Origin of the sequence: Streptomyces sp. NBC_00286, from assembly GCF_036173125.1 — a bacterium.
Lineage (GTDB): Bacteria > Actinomycetota > Actinomycetes > Streptomycetales > Streptomycetaceae > Streptomyces.
This window is the reverse complement of record NZ_CP108054.1, coordinates 6903816-6930299: the sequence shown is the minus strand read 5'-3', so window position 1 is coordinate 6930299 and position 26484 is coordinate 6903816. Positions and strand designations below refer to the sequence as shown.

The window sequence follows — 26484 nt, the reverse complement described above, 5'->3', positions numbered from 1 at the left end:
CCCACTGTGCGGCTCCCTGAGCAGTTGGACGATTAGACCTCAGGCGGCATCGACAGAGTGACAGACTGACCCCGCCCATAAGCGCCGAGTTACCGAAGTGGGCCCGCATGAGTGAGAACAGTGCTACGCAAGTGCTCGAAGACGGACAGATTCGAGCATCCGATCTGCGTCCTCTGCTCGCTGCCATGACCGCTGCCCGCGACGGTGACTTCACGAAGGTGCCGGAGTCGGGGCAGGGGCTGGTCGCCGAGCTCAACGCCGTGTTCAACCAGATCATGGGGCGTGACGCGCACTTCAACTCCGAGGTGCAGCGCGTCCGTCGGGAGCTGGTGCGCCACGGCCGCCTCGACGAGCGGCTCTCCGCGAGCCCCGGCCAGGGCCAGTGGACGACCAGGGTCGACGACGTCAACCAGCTGCTCGACGCGCTGGTGGCACCCGCCGCGAACGCGACACGCGTACTGGACGCGGTCGCCGGCGGCGATCTGACCCAGCGGGTCGACCTGCACGACGGGAACCGTCAACTCCGTGGCGATCTCCGCCGGTTGGGGCGAGCCGTCAACAAGATGGTCGACCAGCTGTCCCTGTTCACCGGAGAGGTGACCCGGGTCGCACGCGAGGTCGGCACCGAGGGGCGGCTGGGCGGTCGCGCCAAGGTGACGGGTCTTTCCGGGAGTTGGCGGGATGTGACCGAGGCCGTCAACACGATGGCGTCCCGGCTGACCGCGCAGGTGCGGGACATCGCCCTGGTGACGACGGCGGTGGCGCGGGGCGATCTGACCCGCTCGGTGACGGTCGAGGCGACGGGCGAGCTGCTCGAACTGAAGCTGACCGTGAACACGATGGTCGACCAGCTCTCCGCCTTCGCCGACGAGGTCACCCGCGTGGCCCGCGAGGTGGGCACGGAGGGCCAGTTGGGCGGTCGGGCGCAGGTGCGCGGCGTGTCCGGGGTCTGGAAGGACCTCACCGACAACGTCAACTTCATGGCGTCCAACCTGACCAGCCAAGTCCGAAATATCGCCCAAGTCACCACGGCCGTGGCCAACGGCGACCTCAGCCAGAAGATCACGGTCGACGCCCAGGGCGAGATCCTCGAACTCAAGTCGACCATCAACACGATGGTCGACCAGCTCTCCGCCTTCGCCGACGAGGTCACCCGCGTGGCCCGCGAGGTCGGCACCGAGGGCAACCTCGGAGGTCGCGCCCAGGTCCGTGGCGTATCGGGCGTCTGGAAAGACCTCACCGACAACGTCAACTTCATGGCGGACAACCTGACGTCGCAGGTACGGAACATCGCCCTCGTCTCGACCGCCGTCGCCCAGGGCGACCTCGGCAAGAAGATCACGGTGGAGGCGAAGGGCGAGATCCTGGAGCTGAAGTCGACGATCAACACAATGGTGGACCAGCTCTCCGCCTTCGCCGACGAGGTCACCCGCGTGGCCCGCGAGGTCGGCACCGAGGGCAACCTGGGAGGTCAGGCCCAGGTCCGCGGCGTATCAGGGGTCTGGAAAGACCTCACCGACAACGTCAACTTCATGGCGCTCAACCTGACGTCACAGGTGCGGAACATCGCTCAGGTGACCACCGCCGTCGCGAACGGCGACCTGTCCAAGAAAATCACCGTCGACGCCCGCGGCGAGATCCTCGAACTCAAGGACACCGTCAACACGATGGTGGAGCAACTGCGCGCCTTCGCCGACGAGGTGACCAGGGTGGCCCGCGAGGTCGGCACGGACGGGCGGCTCGGCGGACGTGCCCAAGTGCTCGGCGTCTCGGGTGTGTGGCGGGATCTGACCGACAACGTCAACTACATGGCGGACAACCTCACTTCGCAGGTGCGGAACATCGCGCAGGTCGCCACCGCCGTGGCCCAGGGCGACCTCTCCAAGAAGATCGACGTGGACGCGCGCGGCGAGATCCTGGAGCTGAAGACCACGATCAACACGATGGTGGACACCCTGTCGTCGTTCTCGTCCGAGGTGACGCGGGTGGCCCGCGAGGTGGGTTCCGAGGGCCAACTCGGCGGCCAGGCAAGGGTCGAGGGCGTGTACGGCACCTGGAAGCGCCTGACGACGAACGTGAACGAACTCGCCTCCAACCTCACCACCCAGGTCCGCGCGATCGCCGAGGTCGCCTCCGCGGTCGCCCAGGGCGACATGTCCCGCTCCATCTCGGTGGAGACCCGCGGCGAGGTCGCCGAGCTGAAGGACAACATCAACCTGATGGTGGCCAACCTGCGCGAGACGACCCGCGCGAAGGACTGGCTGGAGTCGAACCTCGCCCGCCTCGCCGCGCTGATGCAGGGCCACCGCGACCTGATGGAGGTCGCCGACCTGCTGCTGCGCGAGCTGACGCCGCTGGTGAATGCGCAGTACGGCGCGTTCTATCTGGCCGACCCCGACGAGGACAGCACGGCACTGCGAACGGCCGTGCCCGGCAAGGGACTTGCCTTCATCGCCGGGTACGGCGCGGCGCAGGGCGCGACCGTGGAGACCGGCGGGCTCCCGGTGCACGGCCTGGTGGCGCAGGCGGCCCGCGAGAAGAAGCGGATCCTCGTCGAGGAGGCTCCACCGGACTACATCAAGATCAACAGCGGTCTGGGCGAGGCGTCCCCGTCGAGTGTCGTCATCATCCCGATCCTCTTCGAGGACAAGCTCCTCGGCGTGATCGAGCTGGCGTCCTTCTCCCGCTTCTCCGACGTCCACCTGGCGTTCTTCGACCAGTTCGTGAACACCATCGCCGTCGCGATCAACACCATCATCGCCAACTCCCGTACGGAGTCCCTGCTCGGCCAGTCCCAGCGCCTTGCCACCCAGCTCCAGGAGCGCTCCGACGAACTCCAGCGGCAGCAGGCCGAGTTGCAGCGCTCGAACGCCGAACTGGAGGAGAAGGCAGCCCTCCTGGCGACGTCATCCCAGTACAAGTCGGAGTTCCTGGCGAACATGTCGCACGAGCTGCGCACCCCGCTGAACTCGCTGCTGATCCTCGCCCGGCTGCTCTCCGACAACCCGGACGGCCATCTCTCCGACCAGGAAGTGCAGTTCGCGTCCACGATCCACCGCTCGGGCTCGGACCTGCTCCAGCTGATCAACGACATCCTCGACCTGTCGAAGATCGAGGCCGGCCGGATGGACGTACGCCCGAAGAAGCTGCCGCTGATCAAGCTGCTCGACTACGTCCACGCCACGTTCCGGCCGCTCACGCTGGACCGGGGGCTCGCCTTCGAGGTGGCGGTCGGTGAGGGCGTACCGCGCGAGATGTACTCGGACGAGCAGCGCCTCCAGCAGATCCTGCGCAATCTGCTGTCCAACGCGATCAAGTTCACCGCGAACGGCCGGGTCGAACTGCGCGTCAACCGCGTCAAGGACCCCGAGCACCGCTACACGCGCGGCGAGCACGACGACGTGATCGCCTTCGAGGTGACGGACACCGGCATCGGTATCGCGCCGGAGAAACTCCCGGTGATCTTCGAGGCGTTCCAGCAGGCCGACGGCACCACGAACCGCAAGTACGGCGGCACGGGCCTCGGTCTGTCCATCAGCCGCGAGATCGCCGGACTGCTCGGCGGCCGCATCATCGCCGAGAGCCAGCCGGGAAAGGGTTCCACCTTCACGCTGTACGTCCCTGTCGCCAGCCCCGGCCACGCGGCGACCGGTCCCGTACCCGAGGAGCGCCAGTCGCCCGTACCCGAGCAGCTGTCCACCGAGTCCACCGCCGAGTCCACCGAATCCGCCGACTCCATCGGGTCGTACACCGCCCACGACACGGACGACACCTGGCCCACGCTCACCAAGCTGGAGGAGTGGAAGGCGGGCCGGGCGGGTCAACTCCTGCCGGGACGCCGGGTGTTGATCGTGGACGACGACATCCGCAACGTCTTCGCGCTCACGCATGTACTGGGCCGGGTCGGGATGCCCGTGCTGTACGCGGAGAACGGCCGCGAGGGCATCGAGACGCTGGAGCGCAACCCCGACGTCGAACTGGTGCTGATGGACATCATGATGCCGGAGATGGACGGTTACGAGACCATCGCCGCCATCCGCCGCACCTCACGCTGGGCCGGTCTCCCCATCGTCGCCCTCACCGCCAAGGCGATGCCCGGCGACCGCGAGAAGTCCATCGCCCGCGGCGCCAACGACTACGTACCCAAGCCGGTGGACGTCGATCAACTGCTGACCGTCGTCTGCGCCCTCCTGGACCCGGCCGGAGAAGACGACGGACATGACGACGGAGAAGGCGACGATGCGGAGGCGGAGGGACACGGCGAGGAGCCGGAAACCGTCGGCCCCGCCCCCATACCGTCGCCGAACGACTGAGACAGGCAGACCAACACCATGAGTACTGAGGCATCGACCGGCGAACGCGCCAACATCCTCCTCGTGGACGACATGGAGGACAACCTGATAGCGCTGGAGGCGGTCCTGGGCTCCCTCAACGAGCCGCTGATACGGGCCCGTTCGGGCGAGGAGGCGATGAAGGCACTGCTTCGGCAACGGTTCGCCGTAGTACTACTCGACATCCGCATGCCGGGCATGGACGGCTTCGAGACCGCCGCGAACATCAAGCGCCTGGACCAGACCAAGGACGTCCCGATCATCTTCCTGACGGGCACAGACGCCGACTCGGGCTACGCCTTCCGCGGCTACGCCACCGGCGCCGCCGACTACCTGACCAAGCCCTTCGACCCCTGGGTCCTAAGAGCCAAGGTCACAGTCTTCCTGGACCTCCACCGAAAGAACCGCCAACTGGAACGAATGCTGGCGCAGCAACGGGCACACGGCGCACAGGTGAACGCCAGCTTGGACGCCCTGGAGAAGCAACTGACGGAGGCTTCCCCGGACTTGGCTGGAGTGCGCAGGCAGGTCAGAGACCTACGGGCGTTGGTGAAGGGCAACGGCGCCGTGTGACGTAGGGGCGCGGAGTAAACGCGCCCCTTGAGAGGCCGGAGGCCTCTTAGGGGCGCGGGGCTGTATCAATGTGCGGCTCCGCCGCGATGGGGGTCCCCCCGCTCATGGGGGTCCCCCCGCTCGAGCGAAGCCGAGAGTGGGGGAGCGACCAGCGGCCCCTTCAGGGGCGCGGGGAACTGCGCGACAAGCCACGACGAACCCGCAGCCAACAGCCGAACGCAGTTCCCCCTGCTCAACCCGAGTGGAACGGCTAGGCCTCGCGAGAGCCCGCGTACATCTCCTCGATCAGCCCCTTGTACTCCCGCTCAACAACCGGCCGCTTCAATTTCAGACTCGGCGTCAGTTCGCCATGCTCAATGTCGAGATCCCGCGGCAGAAGCCGGAACTTCTTGATGGTCTGCCACCGCTGAAGCCCTTCGTTCAGCTGCTTGACGTACCCGTCGATGAGCTCGACCGTCGCGGGGTCGGCGACGACCTCGGCGTACGACTTGCCCTCCATGCCGTTCTCCTTGGCCCAGCCGAGGATGGACGGCTCGTCGAGCGCGATGAGCGCGGTGCAGAAGTTCCGGTCGGCGCCGTGCACGAGGATGTTGGAGACGTACGGGCACACCGCCTTGAACTGGCCCTCGACCTCGGCCGGCGCGATGTACTTGCCGCCGGACGTCTTGATGAGGTCCTTCTTGCGGTCGGTGATCTTCAGATAGCCGTCGGGCGACAGCTCCCCGATGTCACCGGTGTGGAACCAGCCGTCCGGCTCCAGGACTTCGGCGGTCTTGTCGGGCAGCTTGTGGTAGCCCTCCATGATCCCGGGCCCGCGCAGCAGGATCTCGCCGTCGTCCGCGATCCGCACCTCGCAGCCGGGCAGCGGCTTGCCCACGGTGCCCGTGCGGTACGCCTCCCCCGGGTTCACGAAGGACGCGGCGGACGACTCGGTCAGTCCGTACCCCTCCAGGATGTGCACGCCGGCGCCGGCGAAGAAGTAGCCGATGTCGGGCGCGAGCGCGGCCGATCCGGAGACGCAGGCGCGCAGGTTGCCGCCGAAGGCCTCGCGGAGCTTGGAGTAGACGAGCGCGTCCGCGATCTTGTGCTTGGCGCCGAGGCCGAAGGGCACGGAGGCCGTACCGGTCCTGCGGAAGTTGTCCTGGCTGACCTTCGCGTACTCGCGCGCGACCCCCGCCGCCCACTGGAAGATCTTGTACTTGGCGCCGCCACCGGCGCGGGCCTTGGCCGCGACGCCGTTGTAGACCTTCTCGAAGATGCGCGGCACGGCCGCCATGTACGTCGGCTTCACCACCGGCAGATTCTCGATGATCTTGTCCACCCGGCCGTCGACGGCGGTGACATGCCCGACGTCGATCTGCCCGGACGTCAGCACCTTGCCGAAGACGTGCGCGAGCGGCAGCCACAGGTACTGCACGTCATCGGCACTGATCAGCCCGGTCGCGGAGGTCGCCTTCGCCATGTACGACCAGTTGTCGTGCGGCAGCCGTACGCCCTTGGGGCGGCCGGTGGTGCCGGAGGTGTAGATCAGCGTGGCGAGCTGGTCGGAGGTGATCGCCCCGACCTTCTCCTTGACGAGGTCGGGGTTCTTCTCCAGGACGGCGGCGCCGCGCTTCTCCAGTTCGGCGAGGGTGAGTACCCAGTCGCCCTCGTCCTGGGAGGAGTCCACGCCGGTGCCGTCGATGACGATGACATGGGTCAGTTCGGGGAGTTCGGCCCGCTTCTCGCGCGCCTTGGCGAGCTGTGCGGCGTCCTCCGCGATCAGGACCTTGCTCTCGGAGTCGGAGAGGATGAACGCCGACTCCTCGGCGTTGGTCTGCGGGTAGACGGTCGTCGTCGCCGCGCCCGCGCACATGATGCCGAGGTCGGCGAGGATCCACTCGACCCGGGTGGCGGAGGACAGCGCGACGCGCTGCTCGGGCTGAACGCCCAGTTCGATCAGGCCCGCGGCGATGGCGAAGACCCGCTCGGCGGCCTGCGCCCAGGTCAGCGACTTCCAGTCGTCCGGGCCTTCGCCCGATGCGGGGGGTACGGGGTAACGGTAGGCCTCGGCGTCCGGTGTGGCCGCCACGCGCTCCAGGAAGAGGGCCGCCACGGACGGCGGACGGTTCTCGATAAGGGTTTGTGTGTCGCTCACGACATCCTCCGGGCCCGCGACAGTGTGCGGCTGGCTCTTTGCGGCTGTTGTGTCACTCGCGGCCGCTGTTTAACTCGCGAGTAACCATCGAGTGGTGATCAGAGTAGAGCGGGACTCGCCAGTGCGTAAGGGGCGGCGAGCTGTCACTTCCTACGAGACTCCTACGCTGAGCGAACCTACGCACGCGTACGGGCCCGTCACGCCGAAACGCGACGAGCCCGCATTCTTCCCCAGTTTCCTGGGGTAACAGTGGTCGCCTTACCCGGAACGACGCCTCCTACTTCTTGCCCCTGCCGGAGGTCGCGCTCTCGTCGCTGGCCAGCACCGCGATGAAGGCCTCTTGCGGAACCTCCACAGAGCCCACCATCTTCATCCGCTTCTTGCCTTCCTTCTGCTTCTCCAGCAGCTTCCGCTTACGCGAGATGTCACCGCCGTAGCACTTGGCGAGGACGTCCTTGCGGATGGCGCGGATGGTCTCGCGGGCGATGACCCGGGAGCCGACGGCCGCCTGGACGGGCACCTCGAAGGCCTGCCGCGGGATGAGCTCGCGCAGCTTGGCGACGAGCCGCACGCCATATGCGTACGCCTGGTCCTTGTGGGTGATCGCGGAGAAGGCGTCCACCTTGTCGCCGTGCAGCAGGATGTCGACCTTGACGAGTGAGCTGCTCTGCTCGCCGGTGGGCTCGTAGTCGAGGGAGGCGTAGCCGCGGGTCTTGGACTTCAGCTGGTCGAAGAAGTCGAAGACGATCTCCGCGAGCGGCAGCGTGTAGCGGATCTCGACGCGGTCCTCGGAGAGGTAGTCCATGCCGAGCATGGTGCCGCGGCGGGTCTGGCACAGCTCCATGATCGAGCCGATGAACTCGCTCGGGGCGAGAATCGTGGCGCGTACGACCGGCTCGTACACCTCACTGATCTTCCCCTCGGGGAACTCGCTCGGGTTCGTCACCGTGTGCTCGGTGCCGTCCTCCATGATCACGCGGTAGACCACGTTCGGCGCGGTGGCGATCAGGTCGAGCCCGAACTCGCGCTCCAGCCGCTCCCGGATCACATCCAGGTGCAGCAGCCCGAGGAAGCCGACGCGGAAACCGAAGCCGAGGGCGGCGGAGGTCTCCGGCTCGTAGACCAGCGCGGCATCGTTGAGCTGAAGCTTGTCGAGTGCGTCGCGCAGCTCGGGGTAGTCGGAGCCGTCCAGCGGATACAGGCCCGAGAAGACCATCGGCTTCGGGTCCTTGTAGCCGCCGAGCGCCTCGGTCGCCCCCTTGCTCAGGGTGGTGATGGTGTCGCCGACCTTGGACTGGCGGACGTCCTTCACACCGGTGATGAGGTAGCCGACCTCACCGACTCCGAGGCCGTCGGCGGAGAGCATCTCGGGCGAGTTGGTGCCGATCTCCAGCAGTTCGTGCGTGGCGCCGGTGGACATCATCCGGATCCGCTCGCGCTTGTTGAGCTGCCCGTCGATGACTCGTACGTACGTCACAACGCCGCGGTAGGAGTCGTACACCGAGTCGAAGATCATGGCGCGCGCCGGGGCGTCCTTCACGCCGACGGGCGCGGGGACCTGCGCGACGACCTTGTCGAGCAGCGCCTCGACGCCGAGTCCGGTCTTGGCGGAGACCTTGAGGACGTCGCCGGGGTCGCAACCGATGAGGTGGGCGAGCTCCTCGGCGAACTTCTCGGGCTGCGCGGCGGGCAGATCGATCTTGTTCAGTACGGGGATGATCGTGAGGTCGTTCTCCATCGCCAGGTAGAGATTGGCGAGGGTCTGGGCCTCGATGCCCTGAGCGGCGTCGACGAGCAGGATCGTCCCCTCGCACGCGGCGAGCGACCGGGACACCTCGTACGTGAAGTCCACGTGCCCCGGAGTGTCGATCATGTTGAGGATGTGGGTGTTCCCCGGGTCCTCGGTCGGAGCCCAGGGCAGCCGGACCGCCTGGGACTTGATCGTGATGCCGCGCTCGCGCTCGATGTCCATACGGTCGAGGTACTGAGCGCGCATCTGCCGCTGCTCGACCACACCGGTCAGCTGGAGCATCCGGTCGGCGAGCGTGGACTTGCCGTGGTCGATGTGCGCGATGATGCAGAAATTGCGGATCAGAGCCGGGTCGGTACGGCTCGGCTTCGGCACATTGTTAGGGGTCGCGGGCACGCAGGGTCCTGATTCTTGAGATATCCGCAGGGGTCAGCGGCTCGGGTTCGGATCGATACGTAGGTTCCATGGTCCCACGGGCGGGGACCGGCCACGGGTTTGGGCCGGTAGGACTACGGCTGCTAGTCTGAGCAGCTGTGTCTCATGCACTTTGGGGTGCCCCTTGAAGGGCTCTCTGCGGAGCCCTCTCGGGAGACACAGACGGCTCTGCCGGGTCACCGGTGGGCCACTCGAAGATCAATCACCGGCGTGTGAGGCTGGCCCTCGTGCGCCTGAACCTGAAAAGGCTCATTCGTGGCGAACATCAAGTCCCAGATGAAGCGGATCAAGACCAACGAGAAGGCGCGGCTGCGCAACAAGGCCGTGAAGTCCTCGCTGAAGACCGCGATCCGCAAGGCCCGTGAGGCCGCTGCCGCGGGTGACGTCGAGAAGGCCACCGAGCTGCAGCGCGCTGCCGCGCGTCAGCTCGACAAGGCCGCCTCGAAGGGCGTCATCCACAAGAACCAGGCCGCCAACAAGAAGTCGGCGCTTGCTTCCCAGGTCGCTTCCCTCAAGGGCTGAACCTGTAACGATCACTTGATTTGATCGCCGGTAGGACCCGAGCGGGCCCTCTCTCTTCCGCTCCCGACCGGCACCCCGACTCGTACGCGGCCTGCGTTCGCCACGCGGGTACGAGTCCTCAGCTTGAACCGAAGGCCCCGTTTTCCGCCCTTCCCCAGGGTGGGAGCGGGGCTTTCGGCATGGCGCCTCACGGGGTGGTGGGTTTGGGGTTCATTGGCGAGTGCGGGTTCGATGTGGCTGGTCGCTCCCCACTCTCGGCTGCGCTCGAGCGGGGGGACCCCCATCGCGGCGGAGCCGCAATTTGGCACAGCCCCGCGCCCCTGAACGGGCGCGCGCCCGCCTCTAACCCCGTCGGGACCGCGCCGCCCGGGCGATCGCAACAACCGCCTTCTCGAGGGCGTACTCGGGGTCATCGCCCCCACCCTTGACGCCCGCGTCTGCTTCCGCCACCGCCCGGAGGGCAGTCGCGACGCCGTCCGGCGTCCAGCCGCGCATCTGCTGCCGCACCCGGTCGATCTTCCACGGCGGCATGCCGAGCTCTCGGGCCAGGTCGGCCGGACGCCCCCCGCGTGCGGAGGACAACTTGCCGATGGCCCGTACTCCCTGCGCCAGCGCGCTGGTGATCAGCACCGGCGCGACCCCCGTCGACAAGGACCACCGCAGCGCCTCCAAGGCCTCCGCCGCCCGCCCCTCCACGGCCCGGTCGGCGACGGTGAAGCTGGAGGCCTCGGCCCGCCCGGTGTAGTACCGCCCGACGACCGCGTCGTCGATCGTCCCCTCGACATCCGCGACCAGCTGCGTCACGGCGGACGCCAACTCCCGCAGATCACTGCCGATCGCGTCGACCAGGGCCTGGCAGGCCTCGGGCGTGGCCGACCGCCCGAGCGTACGGAACTCGCCGCGCACGAAGGCCAGCCGGTCCGCCGGCTTGGTCATCTTGGGGCAGGCGACCTCCCGCGCTCCCGCTTTCCGCGCGGCATCGAGCAGCCCCTTGCCCTTCGCCCCGCCGGCATGCAGCAGCACCAGCGTGATCTCTTCGGCTGGCGCCCCGAAATACGCCTTCACGTCCTTGATCGTGTCCGCCGACAGATCCTGCGCACCGCGCACGACCACGACTTTCCGCTCGGCGAAGAGCGAGGGACTCGTCAGCTCAGCCAACGTCCCCGGCTGCAACTGGTCCGACGTGAGGTCCCGTACATCCGTGTCCGGATCGGTGGCCCGGGCGGCGGTCACCACCTCGCGCACGGCACGGTCGAGCAGCAGATCCTCCTGCCCCACGGCGATCGTGACGGGGACGAGTACCTCTGCCGGGTCTGCGGATTCAGTCTTCCTGGCCATCGCGCTCAAGCATCCCACGCACCACTGACAACGACCCTCGGCCGAGAGCCCGGCATCTCTGCCACGCGGCTACGGCTCCTCCCGCCAGCCGTCCCACTCGCCCGCGAACTCGTCCAGCTCCCCGGCGTCCAGCCGTGCATCGGCATCGCGCAGGACCAGCAGCCACTGCGCGTCTTCGGCATCGTCCTCACCGGCCAGGGCATCCCGTACGAGCTGCGGCTCCTCGTCGTCTATCCCGAACCGCTCCCCGAGCGCCTCCAACGCCTCCTCGGCGGCATCGCGATCGGGCAGCACCAGCACATGTCTCACATCGCTCACCCGGACATTTTCCGGTACGGGCCGAGCACCTCAGCTCTTGGGGACGACCTGTACGTCCAGGGCGATCTGGATGCTGGGCCCGACCACGGCGATGCCACGGGCGAGCATCGTCTGCCAGCTCACCGTGAAGTCGTCGCGCCGCAGCTCGGTGGTGGCCCGGCACGCCGCCCGCACCTCGCCCTCCATGCCGTTGCCGATCCCGAGGTACTCGGTGTCGAGCGTGACCGTACGCGTCACGCCGTGCAGCGACAGCGCCCCGGTGACCGCCCAGCGGTTGCCGCCCTTGTGCACAAAGCGGTCGCTGTAGAACTCCAGCGTGGGGAAGCGGTCGACGTCGAGGAAGTCCGCCGAGCGCAGATGGTCGTCGCGCATCTTCACATTGGTGTCGATGGAGGAGGCGTCGATCACCACGTGCATCGCCGTGTGCTCCACCGGGTCGGCGACCCGTATCACCCCGGCGAAGGTGTTGAACCGGCCATGAACCCGCGCCAGCCCGATGTGCCGCGCGGTGAACCCGATCGAGGAATGCGTCGGCTCGATCTCCCAGTCCCCCGGCTCGGGCAGCTGGGGAGGCTGGGCGATGCGAAGCGCCATGTCGCCGAGCGAGGTCACCGAGTTCTCCCGCACCGTGGCGCTCTCCCGGATCGGCGTGAACCCCTCCGCCGACACCCCGAGCCGGTACTCCCCCGCGGGAACCGTCGCCATGAACGACCCGAAGGGATCCACGCCCCCGCCGACCACTCTGCGCCCCCTGACGTCGCTGACCGTGAACTCGGCATGCGACACCGGCTGGTTGACGGGATCCAGCACCCGGCAGCTGAGCATCCCGGCACCCGTCGGCATCGGCAGGGCAGCGCGGAGGCCCGCACCCGTTCCTTGCACTCGGTTCTTACGGCTTCCCAGCCACCGGCCGACCATCTACGACACACCTCGCGCAATATGAAATAAGACAGGTTTGTTGGCGATGCATTCGACCACTGGTGCGGCTTTCGAGGCAAGACTCGACCACATCACGGGAATCCAGCAAGTGTGCTGGTTATTGGCATGATCAGCCCGAGTTGGCCGTTCCGCTTATGTTTCTTCCGTCAGGAATACGCTCCCCCTAGCGTCGGAACGCGCTCCAGCACGATTCCGAATCGCTCCCGGTACGCCTCCAACACCTCCTCGTCCGTGGCCAGATCCGATACCTCCTTCGTCCCATCGGCGGCAGTGATCGTGAGCTTCCGTCCGCTGAGCGTGATTCGGCCACCGTCGTCGGTGAGCCGCGAACAGACGAGGGATCGCGTGAAGTGCGACACCGGCGAGGTGCTGTGCCACCAGGCACCGCTCACGCAGTCCTCGAGCGCCCGTGGCCGCAGCTCCAGTCGGTACTGAGGTGTACCGTCCCGCAGGACGTCCAGGTCCAGCTCCAAGGCCAGATCCAGGTCCAGGTCCAGGTCCCTGGCGCCCGCGGAGCCCACGGCGCCTCCTCGCACTCCGGCCGGATCCGCCCCGGCCTCCACCAACTGGAACGTGCCGCCCGGATCCGCCTGTTCGCCCCGCTCCCGGAAGGCCAGCGGATAGTGGCTGTTCGCCCCGAAGCCGACATCGACCAGCCAGTCACCCCCGTCCGACGTCCGCACCCGCAGCGCGAGATGGTCGAAGGGAATGCCCAGCCGCCCCTCCTCCCCGTACACCCGTGCCGCGAGGAGCGTCACCTCGAAGCCCAGTTCCGCGAGCAGCGCCCCGAACGCCCCGTTCAGCTCGTAACAGAAGCCGCCCCGCCGGGCCCCCACCAGCTTGTCCAAGAGCCGTTTCTCCTCCAGCACGATCTCCTCTCCCAGATGGATCGACAGATTCTCGAACGGCACGGCCAGCAGATGCCGCAGGTGCAGTTCCCGGAGAGCGTCAGCGGTGGGCAGCGCCGGTCGGTCAGCCCCGATCCGCTGGAGATATGCGTCTGCCTGTACGGATTCCATGGCTCCAGTTTCGCGGACGTCACGCTCCGGGATCTGGCCGCCCGGTGTCCGGGAGCCGCACTCCGGGAACCGGTCTCCGGGAGCCGGTCTCCGGGAGCCGGTCTCCGGGAGCCGGTCTCCGGGAGCCGGTCTCCGGGAGCCGGTCTCCGGGAGCCGGTCTCCGGGAGCCGGTCTCCGGGAGCCGGTCTCCGGGACCTGGCCTTCCGGCCTCCGGTCTCCGGCCCTCGGCTCCTGGCTCCCTGCTCCCTGCTCGTGGCTCGTGGCTCGTGGACCTCCGGCTCCAGGAGCTTCAGGCTCCCGCCACCCACAGGCGGTCCCTCTCTCCCGCGACAGCCATCGCCCCGTGCTCGTCCGTGCTCAGTACCGTGGCGCCCCCGGCACGCAGTGCCGCCACCGTGCTCGGGGCCGGGTGGCCGTACGGGTTGTCCGCGCCGGCTGAGATGAGTGCGAGGCGTGGCGCTGCCCGGCGTATGAGCTCGGGGTCCTGGTAGGCCGAGCCGTGATGGGCGACCTTGAGTACGTCCACGCCACCCAGCGCGGCTCCGGCCGGGGATCTCAACAGCGCCTGCTGGGCGGGGGGTTCGAGGTCGCCGAGCAGGAGCAGGGTCAGCCCGGCCGACCGTACGAACAGGGCCACACTCGAGTCGTTCGGGCCCTCGGGAGTCGGGGCCGGGCGGGGCGGCGGCCACAGCACCCGCCAGTCGAGCGCGCCCGTACGCCGCCGCTCGCCCGCTACCGCGCGGGTGACCGGGATACGCCGGGCCGCCGCCTGCCGGTGCACGAACTCCGCCTGGTCCAGCGGCTCTTCGAAGTCCGTCGTTTCGATCGCGCCCACCGAACGACCACGCAGCACGCCCGCCAGCCCCGCGACATGGTCCGCGTGGAAGTGAGTGAGCACGACGAGGGGGATCCGGGTGATGCCGAGCGTGCGCAGGCACCGGTCGACGAGCACCGGATCGGGTCCCGCGTCGACCACCACACCGGCGCCGTCTCCTGCCGCGAGCACCATCGCATCGCCCTGTCCCACGTCGCACATCGCGAACCGCCAGCCAGGTGGCGGCCACCCCGTGATCACCCGTGTGAGGGGCGCCGGCTGCACCAGTACCAGCAGGAGTAGCAGACCGCAGGCAGCGCTCAGCCAGGGGTGCCACAAGAGTCTCCGGCCGACGAGTACGAGCACCACGGTTACGCAGGCGAGCAGCAGCGCGCCTGCCCAGCTGTCCGGCCAGTCCACGCCCGCGCCGGGCACGGCGGCTCCGGTGCGGGCGATGTCCGCGATCCAGCCCGCGGGCCAACTCGCGCACCACGCCAGCGCCTTGGCGACCGGCATCGCCCACAAGGCCGTGGCCAGCGTCATGAAGCCCAGCACCGTGGCGGGCGCGACCGCGAACTCCGCGAGCAGATTGCATGGCACCGCCACCAGGCTCACCCGAGCCGAGAGGACGACGACAACGGGCGCGCACACGGCCTGCGCCGCGCCCGCCGCGGCCAGCGCCTCGGCGAGCCGCGGCGGAACCCGCCGCCTCTGGAGCGCTGCACTCCACCTCGGGGCCAGGGTGAGCAGGGCACCGGTCGCGAGTACGGAGAGCAGGAAGCCGTAACTCCTGGACAGCCAGGGGTCGTACAGCACCAGGAGCAGGACCGCCGTGGCCAGCGCCGGAATCAGGGACCTGCGGCGGCCGGTGGCGATGGCCAGCAATGCGATCGATCCGCAGGCCGCGGCCCGCAACACACTCGGGTCCGGCCGGCACACGATGACGAAGCCGAGTGAGAGCGCGCCACCGAGTACGGCGGTCGCCCGCAGCGGGATGCCGAGTCTGGGGGCGAGGCCTCGGCGTTCGGCGCGCTGCGCAAGGCCCGGTGGTCCGATGAGCAGGGCGAGCAGGATCGTGAAGTTGGCGCCGCTGACGGCCAGCAGGTGAGTGAGATCAGTCGCCTTGAACGCCTCGTCCAGCTCCGGCGGGATCCGCGAGGTGTCCCCCACCACCAGTCCCGGCAACAGGGCCCGTGCATCGGGCTCCAGCCCCTCGGTCGCCGCACGCAACCCGGCGCGCAACTCCCCCGCGAACCGCTGCGCCCCCGACGGCTCCCCCACCACCCGCGGCGGCCCACTCCCCTGCACCCGCAACACGGCCGCGACCCGACCACCGTCCCCCAACTCGGGCACAACCCGCGCCGCCACGCGCACCTCCGTGGAGGGCAGAAGGGAGAGCCAGGGCGAGCGTTGCGCCTTCCCGGAGTCCGGCCCCGCCACGGCGCCGTCGCCGGAGCCCGACCCCACCGTCACGATCACCAGAACCGGTGTCCGTGTCGCCGTCACCGTCCCGTCCGGCTGCTCGATGCGGCGGACCTCGGCGTTGAGCAGTACGGCGGTCGGGGCGGCGTGGGCTCCCCTGATCCGAGGCCGGGTGAGCCGAGGGTCCGAGGTGACCTCGACGTCGGCGGTGACCTCGGTGTACTGGCGTGCCAACTCCGGGACGGGGCCACGGCGCAGGTCCGCCCCATGCAGCCCACCGGAGGCAGCCGCTGCCGCCACACAGAGCAGCACAGCGGCTACGGAGGCCTTCGGCCAGGTACGCCACAGGAGGAGGCGGCGCGCGCGATGGGCCTCCGGAGCGGCGCGGTTACGGTCCTGCTCGGCGCGGTTGCGTACCGGCTCACTGTGACTGCGCTCCGGCTTGGCCCGGCTGCAGTCCGATTCGCCGTGGCCGCGCTCCGGAGCGGCGCGGTTGCGGCCCGGCTGGGCGCGGCGGCGGTCCGAGTCGCCCCTGCCCCGGTCCAGGTCACCCCTGCCGCGGTCCGATTCACCTCTCCAGCGGCCTGGTTCACCGTGGCTGCGGTGCGGCTCGGCGTACCCGCGTTCCGGATCGACGCGGTCCCAGTCCCGCTCGCCCCTGCCGCCGTCCGAGCCACCGCTCCCGCGGCCTAGTTCACCGTGGCTGCGTTCCGGCCCGGCACGCATGCGGCCCGATCCGCTGTGGCTACGGTCCGGTTCGCCGCGCATGCGGTCCGCCTCGCTACGGTCGCGGTGCGACACGACGCGCTCACGATTTCGGCCGGTGACCAGCAACCCTCCCGCCACGATCAGACAGACGGCCACCACCCCGATGGTCCAGCCCGGTGACGCGCCCAGCGTCAGTGCCGCCGTCGCCCACGCCGCCAATGCGGGCGGCACCAACCGCAGGTCAGTGGGCCCTTCTTGGCGAGGACGCGAGGAACCAAGCGGGTTCCCAGAGGCGGCGTGCACGGCCGGGCGGTCGCGCCCGCCAGAGTTGGGCGCACCGGGACCGGGCTCGGCAGAGCCGGGCACACCAGCGCTGGGCACACCGGAGCCGGCCGCCCTGGGGCCGGGCGCCCCGGGGCCGCGAACGGCGGGGCCCTCCACAGCGAAGCCGAGCGGATAAACCTCCGGCGCATTCATGGCCGTACGAGATTCTGCAAATCGGCGAAACGACGATCACCGATTCCGTTCACTTCCCGGAGTTCGTCGACCGAGCGGAAACCTCCGTGCTGTGTGCGGTAATCGATGATGTGCTGGGCCAGCACAGGGCCGACGCCCGGCAAGGTGTCGAGCTGCTCCAGAGTGGCCGTGTTGAGGGCGACCGGAGCGGCCGGAGCTGCGGCTCCTCCGGGACCGACAGCGCCCGCGGCACCAGCGGAGCCGGCGGCACCGGCACCGCCTGTGCCGCCGGTCGCGCCCGCTGCCATCCCGCCGGGTGGAGCCCCAACTACCACCTGCTCGCCGTCCACAAGAAGCCGCGCGCGGTTCAGCCCCACGGTGTCCGCGCCCGGGCGCACTCCTCCTGCGGCCCGCAGCGCGTCGGCGACCCGGGAGCCGGCCGGCAGCCGGTGGATACCCGGTTCGCGCACCTTGCCGATGACGTCCACCACGACCGCCGTGCCCGGCGCACCGACGGGGTCCCGCGCGGCTGTTGAGGACCCGGGTGCCACCGCCGCTTCCTCGTACGGAGCCGAGGGTGCCTCCCGTACCACCTCTGGCGGACGCACCGGCTGGGTACGGCCCGACCAGAAGTGCTGAACGGCGAAGACGGCGGCCACCACCAGCAACACCGAGAGCGCGATCACACTCTTCCGCTCCAGGCCGCACCTCGACTGGAGCCACAGCGGCATCCGCTCCCGCACGGCAAGCCCAACCCGCTCCCGCCACACGGCTTCAGACCTGGCCGCGGCTTCCACCCCGGCCTCGTTGCCGACCATCTCGGCGCCGCCTGCCCCCACCGCATCGCCGCCAACTGCCCGTTCGCGAGGGGGCACACGCGTCCTCGGACCGGCGTCAGGCGGCCAATGCCCCAACCCCCGCCGTTCTGCTGCCCGTTCAGCGAAGATCGCCTCCGCGCGCAGGCGAAGCGCCTCCGCCGAGGCCTGATGTCGGCGCGCCCTGCCTCGGTAAGGGCGGCGGCGGTGCCGGACGCGGCCGTCGGAAACGGGGCCGCGGCCCGGGCCACTGGTAGCGGTCGTTGTCCGTGAAGGTGATCGAAGTGCCATGCGATGAGAATCGAGCACACCGGCACTCTCGCGATGATCTTGCTCAATTCCCGTGGATTACCACCCAGTTGTGGATAACTCCGTCACCCACACGAGGAGCCTGACGGGCGTCCGACAGGGCGCCCGACAGGACTCCCCACACAGCCTCTGACGGAGCGCCCGCCGGGGCACCCACGCACGCAGCACACGGCTTCCCCACATAACCCACACATTTTGCGAGATACATCACAGTGGGATACCTCACCAACCCCCGTGAAAGCTCACCGAGGCGAGACCACAGCCCCCAACAACCCGGGCCCCGTATGCGCCCCGATGGCCGCCCCGACCTCGCTCACATGCAGATCTGCCAGGCCCGGCACCCGGGCCCGCAGCCGCTCCGCGAGCGCCGACGCCCGTTCGTGCGCGGCGAGATGATGGACCGCGATGTCGACCTGTGCGCTTCCGGCCCGGTCAGCCGCGATCTCCTCGAGGCGGGCGATCGCCTTCGACGCGGTGCGGACCTTCTCCAGCAGTTCGATACGGCCGCCGTTGAGCTCCAGCAGCGGTTTCACGGCCAGCGCGGACCCGAACAGGGCCTGTGCCGCCCCGATCCGGCCGCCCCGGCGCAGATAGTCGAGGGTGTCGACGTAGAAGTACGCGGACGTGCCGGCGGCCCGCTTCTCCGCCGCGGTCACCGCCTCGTCGATCGTGCCGTCCGCCTCCGCGGACTCGGCCGCGGCCAGGGCACAGAAGCCGAGGGCCATGGCGACCATGCCCGTGTCCACGACCCGTACGGGCACCGGGGCTTCGCGCGAGGCGAGGACCGCCGCGTCGTACGTACCCGAGAGCTCGGCGGACAGATGCAGCGAGATGATGCCGGTGGCGCCCGACTCGGCCACCTTGCGGTAGGTCTCGGCGAAGACCGCGGGGCTGGGCCGGGACGTGGTGACGGGGCGTCGCTTCTGGAGTGCCTGGGCGAGTGAGCGGGCCGAGATCTCGGTGCCCTCTTCGAGTGCCTGGTCGCCGAGAACCACGGTCAGGGGCACCGCTGTGATGCCGTGGCGCTCCATCGTCCGCGGCGGCAGGTAGGCCGTTGAATCGGTGACGATAGCGACATGGCGGGACATGAGCTGGAGATTACCCGCAGGAACGCCCGGGCGGCAGCCCGGCAGATCGCGCCTGCCGCTGCCGATTCGGCCGAATCGCGTCGCGTTCCCGGATCAAGTCGTGCTCTCCGGGCGGGGCTTCTTCTCCCAGGGGTACGTGGGCCGCGCTGCCGGCGGTGCGATGGCGGGCTGGGTGGGCGTGGGCTCCTTCTCGGCGGTGGGTTCCTTCGCGGCGGTGGGCGTGGGCTCCTCCTCGGCGGTGCGCGACGGAGCCGTGTCCGGCCAGGTCTGCTGGTCGCCCGGGGCGGCCGGTGCCTCCGGCCACGGGGGCGGCGGCTGAGCCGGCGTCGGCTCCTTCGTCCAGTGCCGCAGCGCGCCCGCCTCCATGTCGATCTGCTGGCTCAGTGAGTCCAGGTCATCGCCCGCGAACCGCCGGGCCCGGTCACGCGCCGCCCACCGCAGGGCGTCGGCCGACTTCGTGATCTGCTCCGTACGCTCCCGCAGCTGAGGCAGCTGCTCGACGAGGCGGGCTCTGTTCGGCTCGCGCTCCAGTCGCTTCATGTCGGCGTCCAGTTCATGGCCGTGCGCGCTGAGTCGCTGGAAGAGGGCCAGGGACTCCTTCAGCGACTCGTCCTCGGCCACGCCCGCGTGCAGGGCGTCCTGGGTCGCGCGCATCGACGTGCGCAAGGAGAGCCGCAGTTGGGCCAGCTCGCCGAACGCTCCCGGCTGCGCGAGGGTCTTCGCCTTGAGTGTGGAGTCCTCGACCGTGCGGCGGGCCTGCGCGACGGTGCGGTCCACTCCGCGCTTGGCGGCACCGACCGCCTTGACCGTCGCATACACCCCGAGGACCACGAACAACACGAAGATCAGCGCCACGATTGCTGCCACGGCTTCCACGACGTCGTTCCTCTCGGGTCCTGCTTCTCGGTCTTCTCGGTCTACTCGGTCTTCTAGATCTGCTCGGCCTTCGCGGTCTTCTAGATCTGCTCAGTCCTGTTCCAGTGCCCGCCGGCTCTTCCACGGTAAACGGAAAAGGCAGGCCGGAGGTTCCAGCGGAACCCCCAACCTGCCCGTAGGGGACTACCCCGACGCCTGTTACGCGGGAACGATGTTCACCAGCTTCGGCGCCCGCACGATCACCTTGCGGATCCCCGCGCCGTCCAGCGCCGCCACGACCTTGTCGTCACCCAGCGCCGCCTTCTCCAGTTCCTCCTCGGAGATCGACGGGGACACCTCCAGGCGCGCCTTGACCTTGCCCTTGACCTGCACGACGCAGGTCACGGTCTCGTCCACGACGTACGCCGGGTCGGCGACGGGGAAGTCCTGGTGGACGACCGAGTCGGTGTGCCCCAGCTTGCGCCACAACTCCTCCGCGATGTGCGGGGCCAGCGGCGCGACCAGCAGCACCAGGGGCTCGGCGACGGACCGCGACACCGGGCCTCCCGCCTTGGTCAGGTGGTTGTTCAGCTCGGTGACCTTGGCGATGGCGGTGTTGAAGCGCAGGCCCTCCAGGTCCTGGCGTACGCCGTCGATGGCCTTGTGCAGGGCACGCAGCGTGTCCTCGTCGGGCTCCGCGTCCACCACCGTCACATCACCGCTCGCCTCATCCACGACGTTGCGCCACAGCCGCTGCAGCAGCCGGAACTGGCCCACCACCGCGCGCGTGTCCCACGGCCGCGACACATCCAGGGGGCCCATCGCCATCTCGTACAGGCGCAGCGTATCCGCCCCGTACTCGTCGCAGATCTCGTCCGGAGTGACCGCGTTCTTCAGGGACTTGCCCATCTTGCCCAGCAGCTTGGTGACCTTCTCGCCCTGGTAGTAGAACGCGCCGTCGCGCTCCTCCACCTCGGCGGCGGGCACCGCGATGCCTCGGCTGTCGCGGTAGACGAAGGCCTGGATCATGCCCTGGTTGTACAGCTTGTGGAACGGCTCGGCCGACGAGACGTGCCCCAGGTCGTACAGGACCTTGGACCAGAAGCGCGCGTACAGCAGGTGCAGAACGGCATGCTCCTGGCCGCCCACGTACAGGTCGACGCCGCCGTGCGGCATGCCCTGGCGCGGGCCCATCCAGTAGCGCTCGTTCTCCGGGTCGACCAGCTTCTCGGAGTTGTGCGGGTCCAAGTAGCGCAGCTCGTACCAGCAGGAACCGGCCCAGTTGGGCATGGTGTTGGTCTCACGGCGGTACGTGCGCGGGCCGCGGCCGTCGCCCAGGTCCAGGGTGACGTTCACCCAGTCCTGGTTGCGGGACAGCGGGGTCTCCGGCTCGGTGTTCGCGTCGTCCGGGTCGAAGGTGCGCGGCGAGTAGTCCTCGACCTCCGGCAGCTCCAGGGGCAGCATCGACTCGGGCAGCGGGTGGGCGATGCCTTCCTCGTCGTAGACGATCGGGAAGGGCTCGCCCCAGTAGCGCTGGCGGCTGAACAGCCAGTCGCGCAGCCGGAAGTTGACGGTGCCCTCGCCGATACCCTCGCGCTCCAGCCACTCGGTGATACGGGCCTTGGCGTCGGCGACGCCCAGGCCGTCCAGGGAGATGTCGGCACCGGAGGAGTTGACGATCTTCGCGTCGTACGACACGAAGGCGTCGTCCCAGGTCGAGGTGTCGGTGCCCCGGTCATCAGTTGGTTCGACGACGCAGCGGATCGGCAGCTCGAAGGCGCGCGCGAACGCGAAGTCCCGTGTGTCGTGCGCCGGGACGGCCATGATCGCGCCGGTGCCGTAGCCCATCAGCACGTAGTCGGCGATGAAGACCGGGATCTGCTCGCCGTTGACCGGGTTGGTCGCGTACGCGCCCATGAAGACGCCGGTTTTGTCCTTGGCCTCGGCCTGACGCTCGACATCCGACTTCGAGGCGGCCTGCGCGCGGTAGGCGGCGACGGCCTCGGCGGGGGTCGCGTGGCCGCCCGTCCACACCTCATGCGTGCCCTCGGGCCATTCCTGGGGTGTGAACTTCTCGACCAGCGGATGCTCGGGCGCCAGCACCATGTAGGTCGCGCCGAACAGGGTGTCCTGGCGCGTGGTGAAGACAGTGATGTTCTCGCCGTCGATCGGGAAGTCGACGCGGGCGCCCTCGGAGCGGCCGATCCAGTTGCGCTGCTGCAGCTTGATGGCCTCGGGCCAGTCCAGCTGCTCCAGGTCGTCCAGCAGCCGGTCGGCGTACGCGGTGATGCGCATGTTCCACTGGCGCAGCTTGGCCTTGAACACGGGGAAGTTGCCGCGCTCGGAGCGGCCGTCCGCGGTCACCTCCTCGTTCGCCAGCACTGTGCCCAGGCCGGGGCACCAGTTGACGGGCGCGTCGGAGGCGTACGCCAGGCGGAAGCCGCTCAGGACGTCGGCGCGCTCGGCGGCCGCCAGCTCATTCCAGGAACGCCCACCGGGTACCGCCCGCTCACCGCTGTCGAACTGGGCGACCAGCTCGGTGATCGGGCGGGCCTTCTTCGCCTCGTCGTCGTACCAGGAGTTGAAGATCTGCAGGAAGATCCACTGGGTCCACTTGTAGTAGTCCGGGTCGATCGTCGCGAACGAGCGGCGGTTGTCGTGGCCCAGGCCCAGCCGGCGCAGCTGCACCTGCATGTTCTTCATGTTGGCTTCGGTGGACACGCGCGGGTGTGTGCCGGTCTGCACGGCGTACTGCTCGGCGGGCAGGCCGAAGGCGTCGAAGCCCAGGGTGTGCAGGACGTTGTGGCCGCTCATGCGCTGGTACCGGGCGAACACATCGGTGGCGATGTAGCCCAGGGGGTGGCCGACGTGCAGGCCGGCACCGGAGGGGTACGGGAACATGTCCATGATGAACTTCTTGGGCCTGGCCACCAGGGCGGGGTCAGTGGCCAGGTCGCCGGTGGGGTTGGGCGCCGCGTAAGTGGCGTTCGCCTCCCAGAAGTCCTGCCAGCGTGCCTCGATCTCGTTGGCCATGGCGGCCGTGTAGCGGTGCGGCGCCACCACCTCGGAGGCAGCGGCGGGGTTCGTCTCGCTCATGATCCTCAAAGCTCCATCGATCGTCTCTGCCAGCGTGCGGAAATGAAAAAGCCCCTCGCACAGGAGGGGACGCCGCGCTGATTCCGGCCACGGAATCGTCGGTGGCCGGGACTGGTCAGCGCGGCTCGCTAAGCAGAAGGCGTACGGCACGCATGGCGTCAGGGTACCGCAGCCGTCGAGTGGGCCGCGACGGAGATTTCAGGGGCACATGACACGGCGTGCCACACTCTTGTTGCGGCACCAAAAGCTGAACAAAGGTCAAGGGTTACTCCGCGTAAGGGAATCTAAGGGACATCACAGCCCCCTCAGGACCCTTAGATAACGGCGCAATAACTCAAACCTCGTACCCCTCGGTATGTACTCGGCCTAGAGTGCGGCAGCGGGACCGCTTCCCCGAACTGTTTGGGAGACACCCCCCATGAACACTCGACGCAGCAACAGCCCGGTTCCCCGACCGGGCTGCTCAACCCGCGGTGGATTCACCGCGGGTGCGTTGTCGCTCATATCCTTCGTCGCGATGTTGGGAGGTATGTCGTGATCTCAGACAGCCAACCCTTGGCGGCGGACTGCCCCGGGTGCGAGTTGAACAGCACGATGGATGACGCGTTCGCGGAGTTCCTCAACTTCGGTACGGGCGTCCTGTCCCTCGTCTGCCTCAGCGCCTCGGTGATCTGGGGACTCGTCGCCCAGGACAGGATCTTCCTTGACGCCCGCCAGCGGATGCTGGCGCAGGCGGTGCACCGGATCACCGCGGTCTCCGCGGTCGTGTTCATGTTGGTGCACATCGGGACCAAGCTCGCGCTGAGCCACACCTCGTGGATCGCCGCGATCATCCCGTTCGGACTCGTCGGCTCGGACGACGAGATGCTGGGCAGGGCCCTCTTCATCGGCCTGGGCACCCTGGCCAGCCTGATGATGATCTTCGTGGCCATCACCGGCATCCTGCGCAATCGCTTCGCGACCTCGGCACCCGTCGCGTCCCGCTGGCGCATGATGCACAGCCTGGCCTACCCGGCCTGGTGCTTCGCGCTGATCCACGGCCTGTTCACCGGCCGCGAGGCCAAGCCGGTCTTCGTGATCCTGTACTGCCTGAGCCTGGCGGCGGTCGGCGCGGCGCTGGCTCTGCGGGCCTCTCCGCCGCCGTTCAGGCGCCGGGTCGCCCAGCGCATCCGGGAAGTGATCGGCAACAACAGCGGCACGCTACGCGCGGAGCCCCCCGGGCGCCGTACCGCCGCCGAGTCCCGGCTGCAGGGCGCCGGTTCCCGTCCGGGCTTCCCGGAGGGGAAGGTCCCGCGGCAGCGGACGGGTTCCCCGTCGGGCGCCTCGCTGTACGACACCGGCCAGCGCGCCGCCCTCACGGACACCGGGGCAGGCGCCTCGCTGTACGACACCGGTCAGCGCGCAGCGCTCACAGACACCGGGTCCAACCCGCTCACCGACACCGGCGGCTTCTCCGCCGCCTACCGGGCCGTGTCCAACACCGGCAGCATCCCGCGCATCCAGGCCCCCATCGCCCAGCCCGACCCGACCCAGCGCATGCAGGGCCTCCCGACGGACATGCAGCCCACGGAGGTGATCCCGCCCGTCGACGACAACGCCCCCCGCTGGCCGGCTCCGTCCCCGCAGCTGTACGAGGCCCCGCCGCCGCCCTCGGAGGTGCCGGCCCCGTACAACAGCCCGCTCTACGACACGGGCAACATGCCCTACGTGACTCCCGACACCCCCTCGCCGTACGGATCCAATGATTTCTACGACACCGGTGAGTCGAACGACCCCCTTGGCACGTACAACACGAATGACACGTACGACAGCGGTCCCGCCACTGAAACGCTGCCCGGTGCGTTCGACGCACCCAGCTCCGGCGAACCCTGGAACGCGCCTTCCGGAGGCTCTTGGTGAACGCCGCTCTGCCTGATGTCCCCGAGGTCCGTGTGGTTGGACTTCCCCAGCTCACCTCGGGTTTCGACCTGGTCGAAAGACTCGACCTGGACATGCACCTCAAGGTGCACGGTCCGCTCGAGCCGATGGGCGGAGAACAGCTCGCACAACTCGCCGAGCGGATATCCCTGAAGGGCCGCGGCGGCGCGGGCTTCCCCTTCCACAAGAAGCTGCGTTCGGTCGCCGAGTCGGCGATCAAGCGCGGCGTGAGGCCCGTGGTCGTCGTCAACGGCAGTGAGGACGAGCCGGCCTGCCGCAAGGACACGGTGCTGATCAACCGTGCTCCGCACCTCATCCTGGACGGCGCCCTGCTGGTCGCGGAGGCACTCGGTGCCCGCACCCTCGTGGTCGGTGTCACCCGGGAGTCCACCCAGCGCTCCATGGAGTCCGCGCTCGCCGAGCGGGGCCTGAACAACCGGCGCGGCTCGGTCCTCCGGGCCCGAGTGCAGCGCAACCCGGTACGGATGGTGACCGGCGCCGCCGCCTCGCTGATCCGCTCCATCGACGGCGGCCCCGCGATCCCGCCGGGCCGCAAGATCAGCGCCTCGCAGAGCGGCGTCGGCGGTGCTCCCACGCTGCTGTCCAACGCCGAGACGTTCGCGCAGCTGGCGATCGCCGCACGCATCGGCTCCGAGCGCTACGGCAACACCGGCCTGTACGACGAGCCCGGCACCGTCATGGTCACCGTCTCCGGCGCCGTCGCCCGCCCCATGGTGATCGAGATGCCGACCGGGGTGCCGCTGCGGTACGTCCTCCAGCTCGCCGGCGCCCCGCCGGTCCCGCAGGGCGTGCTGACCGGCGGCTACCACGGCAAGTGGATCGACGCGGCCACGGTCAACGAGGCGATCGTCTCGCGTGACTCCCTCGCGGCGGTGGGCGGTTCGCTCGGCGCGGGCGCGATCCTCCCGATCAGCCAGGAGACGTGCCCTCTGGGCGAGTCGCTGCGCGTGGCGCAGTGGCTGGCCGAGGAGAGCGCGGGACAGTGCGGTCCCTGCTATCTCGGTCTGCCGGCCGCGGCACGCGGCATGGAGGACATCCTCAACGGCGGCGGCCCAGCCGCCCTGGAAGCGGTCAAGCAGGTCGCCCACGCCGTGAAGCGACGCGGTGCGTGCTCGCACCCGGACGGCTCCGCGATGTTCCTCGAGTCGACGCTCAAGGCGTTCACCGACGACCTGGCCGCGCACGTCCTCGGCAACGGCTGCGGCAGGCCCGTGGAGGGCGTGCTGCCGCTCTTCGAGGGCGGCGGGGCCCCGACCGGTATCCCGGGCGGCCAGGGGCAGTTGGAGTCGGGTCCCAGCCGGCAGAAGATCTACGTCGACTGGACGCTGTGCCGGGGGCACGGCCTGTGCGCCGACATCCTCCCGGAGGTCTTCGAGCTGGGCGCCGACGGGTTCCCGACCGTCGCCCAGGCCCAGGTGCCGCGCTACGCCGAGCAGAAGGCCATGCGCGCCGTACGCCGCTGCCCGGCGCTCGCGCTGCGCATCGAGGAGGACAACTCCGGCGGCCCCGCCCGCAACAACCTGCCCGTCCTGTCGCAGCGCGGCCAGGGCCGCGGCCGCCGCGCGCTCGGCAGCGGCCGCTGAACGCGACGTAACGACGCACGAGGCAGTACATACAGAGG

At 69.2% G+C, this 26484-nt stretch carries 16 protein-coding genes; 5 read left to right on the top strand and 11 right to left on the bottom strand.

Going from position 1 to position 26484, the window contains the following annotated elements; all coding sequences use genetic code 11:
- The first annotated feature begins 185 nt into the window (after positions 1-185).
- Together OHT21_RS31475 and OHT21_RS31470 are read left to right on the top strand one after the other, a co-directional pair.
- Positions 186-4313 carry a HAMP domain-containing protein gene (locus tag OHT21_RS31475; protein WP_328771650.1) on the top strand — a complete coding sequence of 1376 codons (4128 nt, stop codon included), beginning with the start codon at positions 186-188 and terminating at the stop codon, positions 4311-4313.
- A gap of 18 nt (positions 4314-4331) precedes the next feature.
- The gene (locus tag OHT21_RS31470) at positions 4332-4904 is read left to right on the top strand and encodes a response regulator (protein WP_328771649.1); all 573 of its coding nucleotides are present in this window, start codon (positions 4332-4334) and stop codon (positions 4902-4904) included.
- A 250-nt stretch (positions 4905-5154) separates the two neighbouring features.
- Here OHT21_RS31470 and OHT21_RS31465 read toward each other — a convergent pair whose 3' ends face one another.
- The gene (locus OHT21_RS31465; protein WP_328771648.1) at positions 5155-7041 is read right to left on the bottom strand and encodes an AMP-dependent synthetase/ligase; all 1887 of its coding nucleotides are present in this window, start codon (positions 7039-7041) and stop codon (positions 5155-5157) included.
- A 277-nt stretch (positions 7042-7318) separates the two neighbouring features.
- A complete protein-coding gene (gene lepA, locus OHT21_RS31460) occupies positions 7319-9187 on the bottom strand; it encodes a translation elongation factor 4 (RefSeq protein WP_328771647.1) in 1869 nt (622 codons plus the stop codon).
- Between the two features lie 294 nt (positions 9188-9481).
- Here lepA and rpsT point away from each other — a divergent pair, with 294 nt between their 5' ends.
- On the top strand, positions 9482-9748 hold the full coding sequence (gene rpsT / locus OHT21_RS31455) for a 30S ribosomal protein S20 (protein WP_165341355.1): 267 nt from the start codon (positions 9482-9484) through the stop codon (positions 9746-9748).
- Positions 9749-10090: 342 nt separating this feature from the next.
- Here rpsT and holA read toward each other — a convergent pair whose 3' ends face one another.
- The 9 genes from holA to leuS form a co-directional block, all read right to left on the bottom strand.
- Positions 10091-11086 carry a DNA polymerase III subunit delta gene (holA, locus tag OHT21_RS31450; protein WP_328771646.1) on the bottom strand — a complete coding sequence of 332 codons (996 nt, stop codon included), beginning with the start codon at positions 11084-11086 and terminating at the stop codon, positions 10091-10093.
- A gap of 69 nt (positions 11087-11155) precedes the next feature.
- Positions 11156-11404 carry a hypothetical protein gene (locus OHT21_RS31445; RefSeq protein ID WP_328771645.1) on the bottom strand — a complete coding sequence of 83 codons (249 nt, stop codon included), beginning with the start codon at positions 11402-11404 and terminating at the stop codon, positions 11156-11158.
- Between the two features lie 30 nt (positions 11405-11434).
- Positions 11435-12322, bottom strand: coding sequence for a YceI family protein (locus OHT21_RS31440; protein ID WP_328771644.1), 888 nt, complete (start codon positions 12320-12322; stop codon positions 11435-11437).
- Positions 12323-12489: 167 nt separating this feature from the next.
- Complete coding sequence (locus tag OHT21_RS31435) at positions 12490-13362, bottom strand: arylamine N-acetyltransferase family protein (RefSeq protein WP_328771643.1); 873 nt, start codon at positions 13360-13362, stop codon at positions 12490-12492.
- A gap of 289 nt (positions 13363-13651) precedes the next feature.
- On the bottom strand, positions 13652-16609 hold the full coding sequence (locus OHT21_RS31430; RefSeq protein WP_328774293.1) for a ComEC/Rec2 family competence protein: 2958 nt from the start codon (positions 16607-16609) through the stop codon (positions 13652-13654).
- A 170-nt stretch (positions 16610-16779) separates the two neighbouring features.
- The gene (locus OHT21_RS31425) at positions 16780-17868 is read right to left on the bottom strand and encodes a ComEA family DNA-binding protein (RefSeq protein WP_328771642.1); all 1089 of its coding nucleotides are present in this window, start codon (positions 17866-17868) and stop codon (positions 16780-16782) included.
- A 260-nt stretch (positions 17869-18128) separates the two neighbouring features.
- Positions 18129-18974 carry a DegV family protein gene (locus OHT21_RS31420; RefSeq protein WP_328771641.1) on the bottom strand — a complete coding sequence of 282 codons (846 nt, stop codon included), beginning with the start codon at positions 18972-18974 and terminating at the stop codon, positions 18129-18131.
- A gap of 93 nt (positions 18975-19067) precedes the next feature.
- Positions 19068-19850, bottom strand: coding sequence for a hypothetical protein (locus OHT21_RS31415; protein WP_328771640.1), 783 nt, complete (start codon positions 19848-19850; stop codon positions 19068-19070).
- A 198-nt stretch (positions 19851-20048) separates the two neighbouring features.
- Positions 20049-22925: a leucine--tRNA ligase gene (gene leuS / locus OHT21_RS31410; RefSeq protein ID WP_328771639.1), complete on the bottom strand. Its 2877-nt coding sequence runs from the start codon at positions 22923-22925 to the stop codon at positions 20049-20051.
- 594 nt (positions 22926-23519) lie between these two features.
- Between leuS and OHT21_RS31405 the strand changes: the two genes are divergently transcribed.
- Together OHT21_RS31405 and OHT21_RS31400 are read left to right on the top strand one after the other, a co-directional pair.
- A complete protein-coding gene (locus OHT21_RS31405; RefSeq protein ID WP_328771638.1) occupies positions 23520-24824 on the top strand; it encodes a ferric reductase-like transmembrane domain-containing protein in 1305 nt (434 codons plus the stop codon).
- Positions 24821-26446, top strand: a complete 1626-nt coding sequence (locus OHT21_RS31400; protein ID WP_328771637.1) for an NADH-ubiquinone oxidoreductase-F iron-sulfur binding region domain-containing protein — start codon at positions 24821-24823, stop codon at positions 26444-26446. Before OHT21_RS31405 ends, OHT21_RS31400 begins: the two co-directional genes overlap by 4 nt.
- Positions 26447-26484 lie beyond the last annotated feature (38 nt).

What these genes read in the sequence shown, in the direction of transcription:
- OHT21_RS31475 (WP_328771650.1), top strand. Translation starts at nt 186, where the DNA reads ATGACCGCTGCCCGCGACGGTGACTTCACGAAGGTGCCGGAGTCGGGG.
- OHT21_RS31470 (WP_328771649.1), top strand. Translation starts at nt 4,332, where the DNA reads ATGAGTACTGAGGCATCGACCGGCGAACGCGCCAACATCCTCCTCGTG.
- OHT21_RS31425 (WP_328771642.1), bottom strand. Translation starts at nt 17,868, where the DNA reads ATGGCACTTCGATCACCTTCACGGACAACGACCGCTACCAGTGGCCCG.
- leuS (WP_328771639.1), bottom strand. Translation starts at nt 22,925, where the DNA reads ATGAGCGAGACGAACCCCGCCGCTGCCTCCGAGGTGGTGGCGCCGCAC.
- OHT21_RS31420 (WP_328771641.1), bottom strand. Translation starts at nt 18,974, where the DNA reads ATGTCCCGCCATGTCGCTATCGTCACCGATTCAACGGCCTACCTGCCG.
- OHT21_RS31435 (WP_328771643.1), bottom strand. Translation starts at nt 13,362, where the DNA reads ATGGAATCCGTACAGGCAGACGCATATCTCCAGCGGATCGGGGCTGAC.
- OHT21_RS31440 (WP_328771644.1), bottom strand. Translation starts at nt 12,322, where the DNA reads ATGGTCGGCCGGTGGCTGGGAAGCCGTAAGAACCGAGTGCAAGGAACG.
- holA (WP_328771646.1), bottom strand. Translation starts at nt 11,086, where the DNA reads ATGGCCAGGAAGACTGAATCCGCAGACCCGGCAGAGGTACTCGTCCCC.
- OHT21_RS31405 (WP_328771638.1), top strand. Translation starts at nt 23,520, where the DNA reads ATGGATGACGCGTTCGCGGAGTTCCTCAACTTCGGTACGGGCGTCCTG.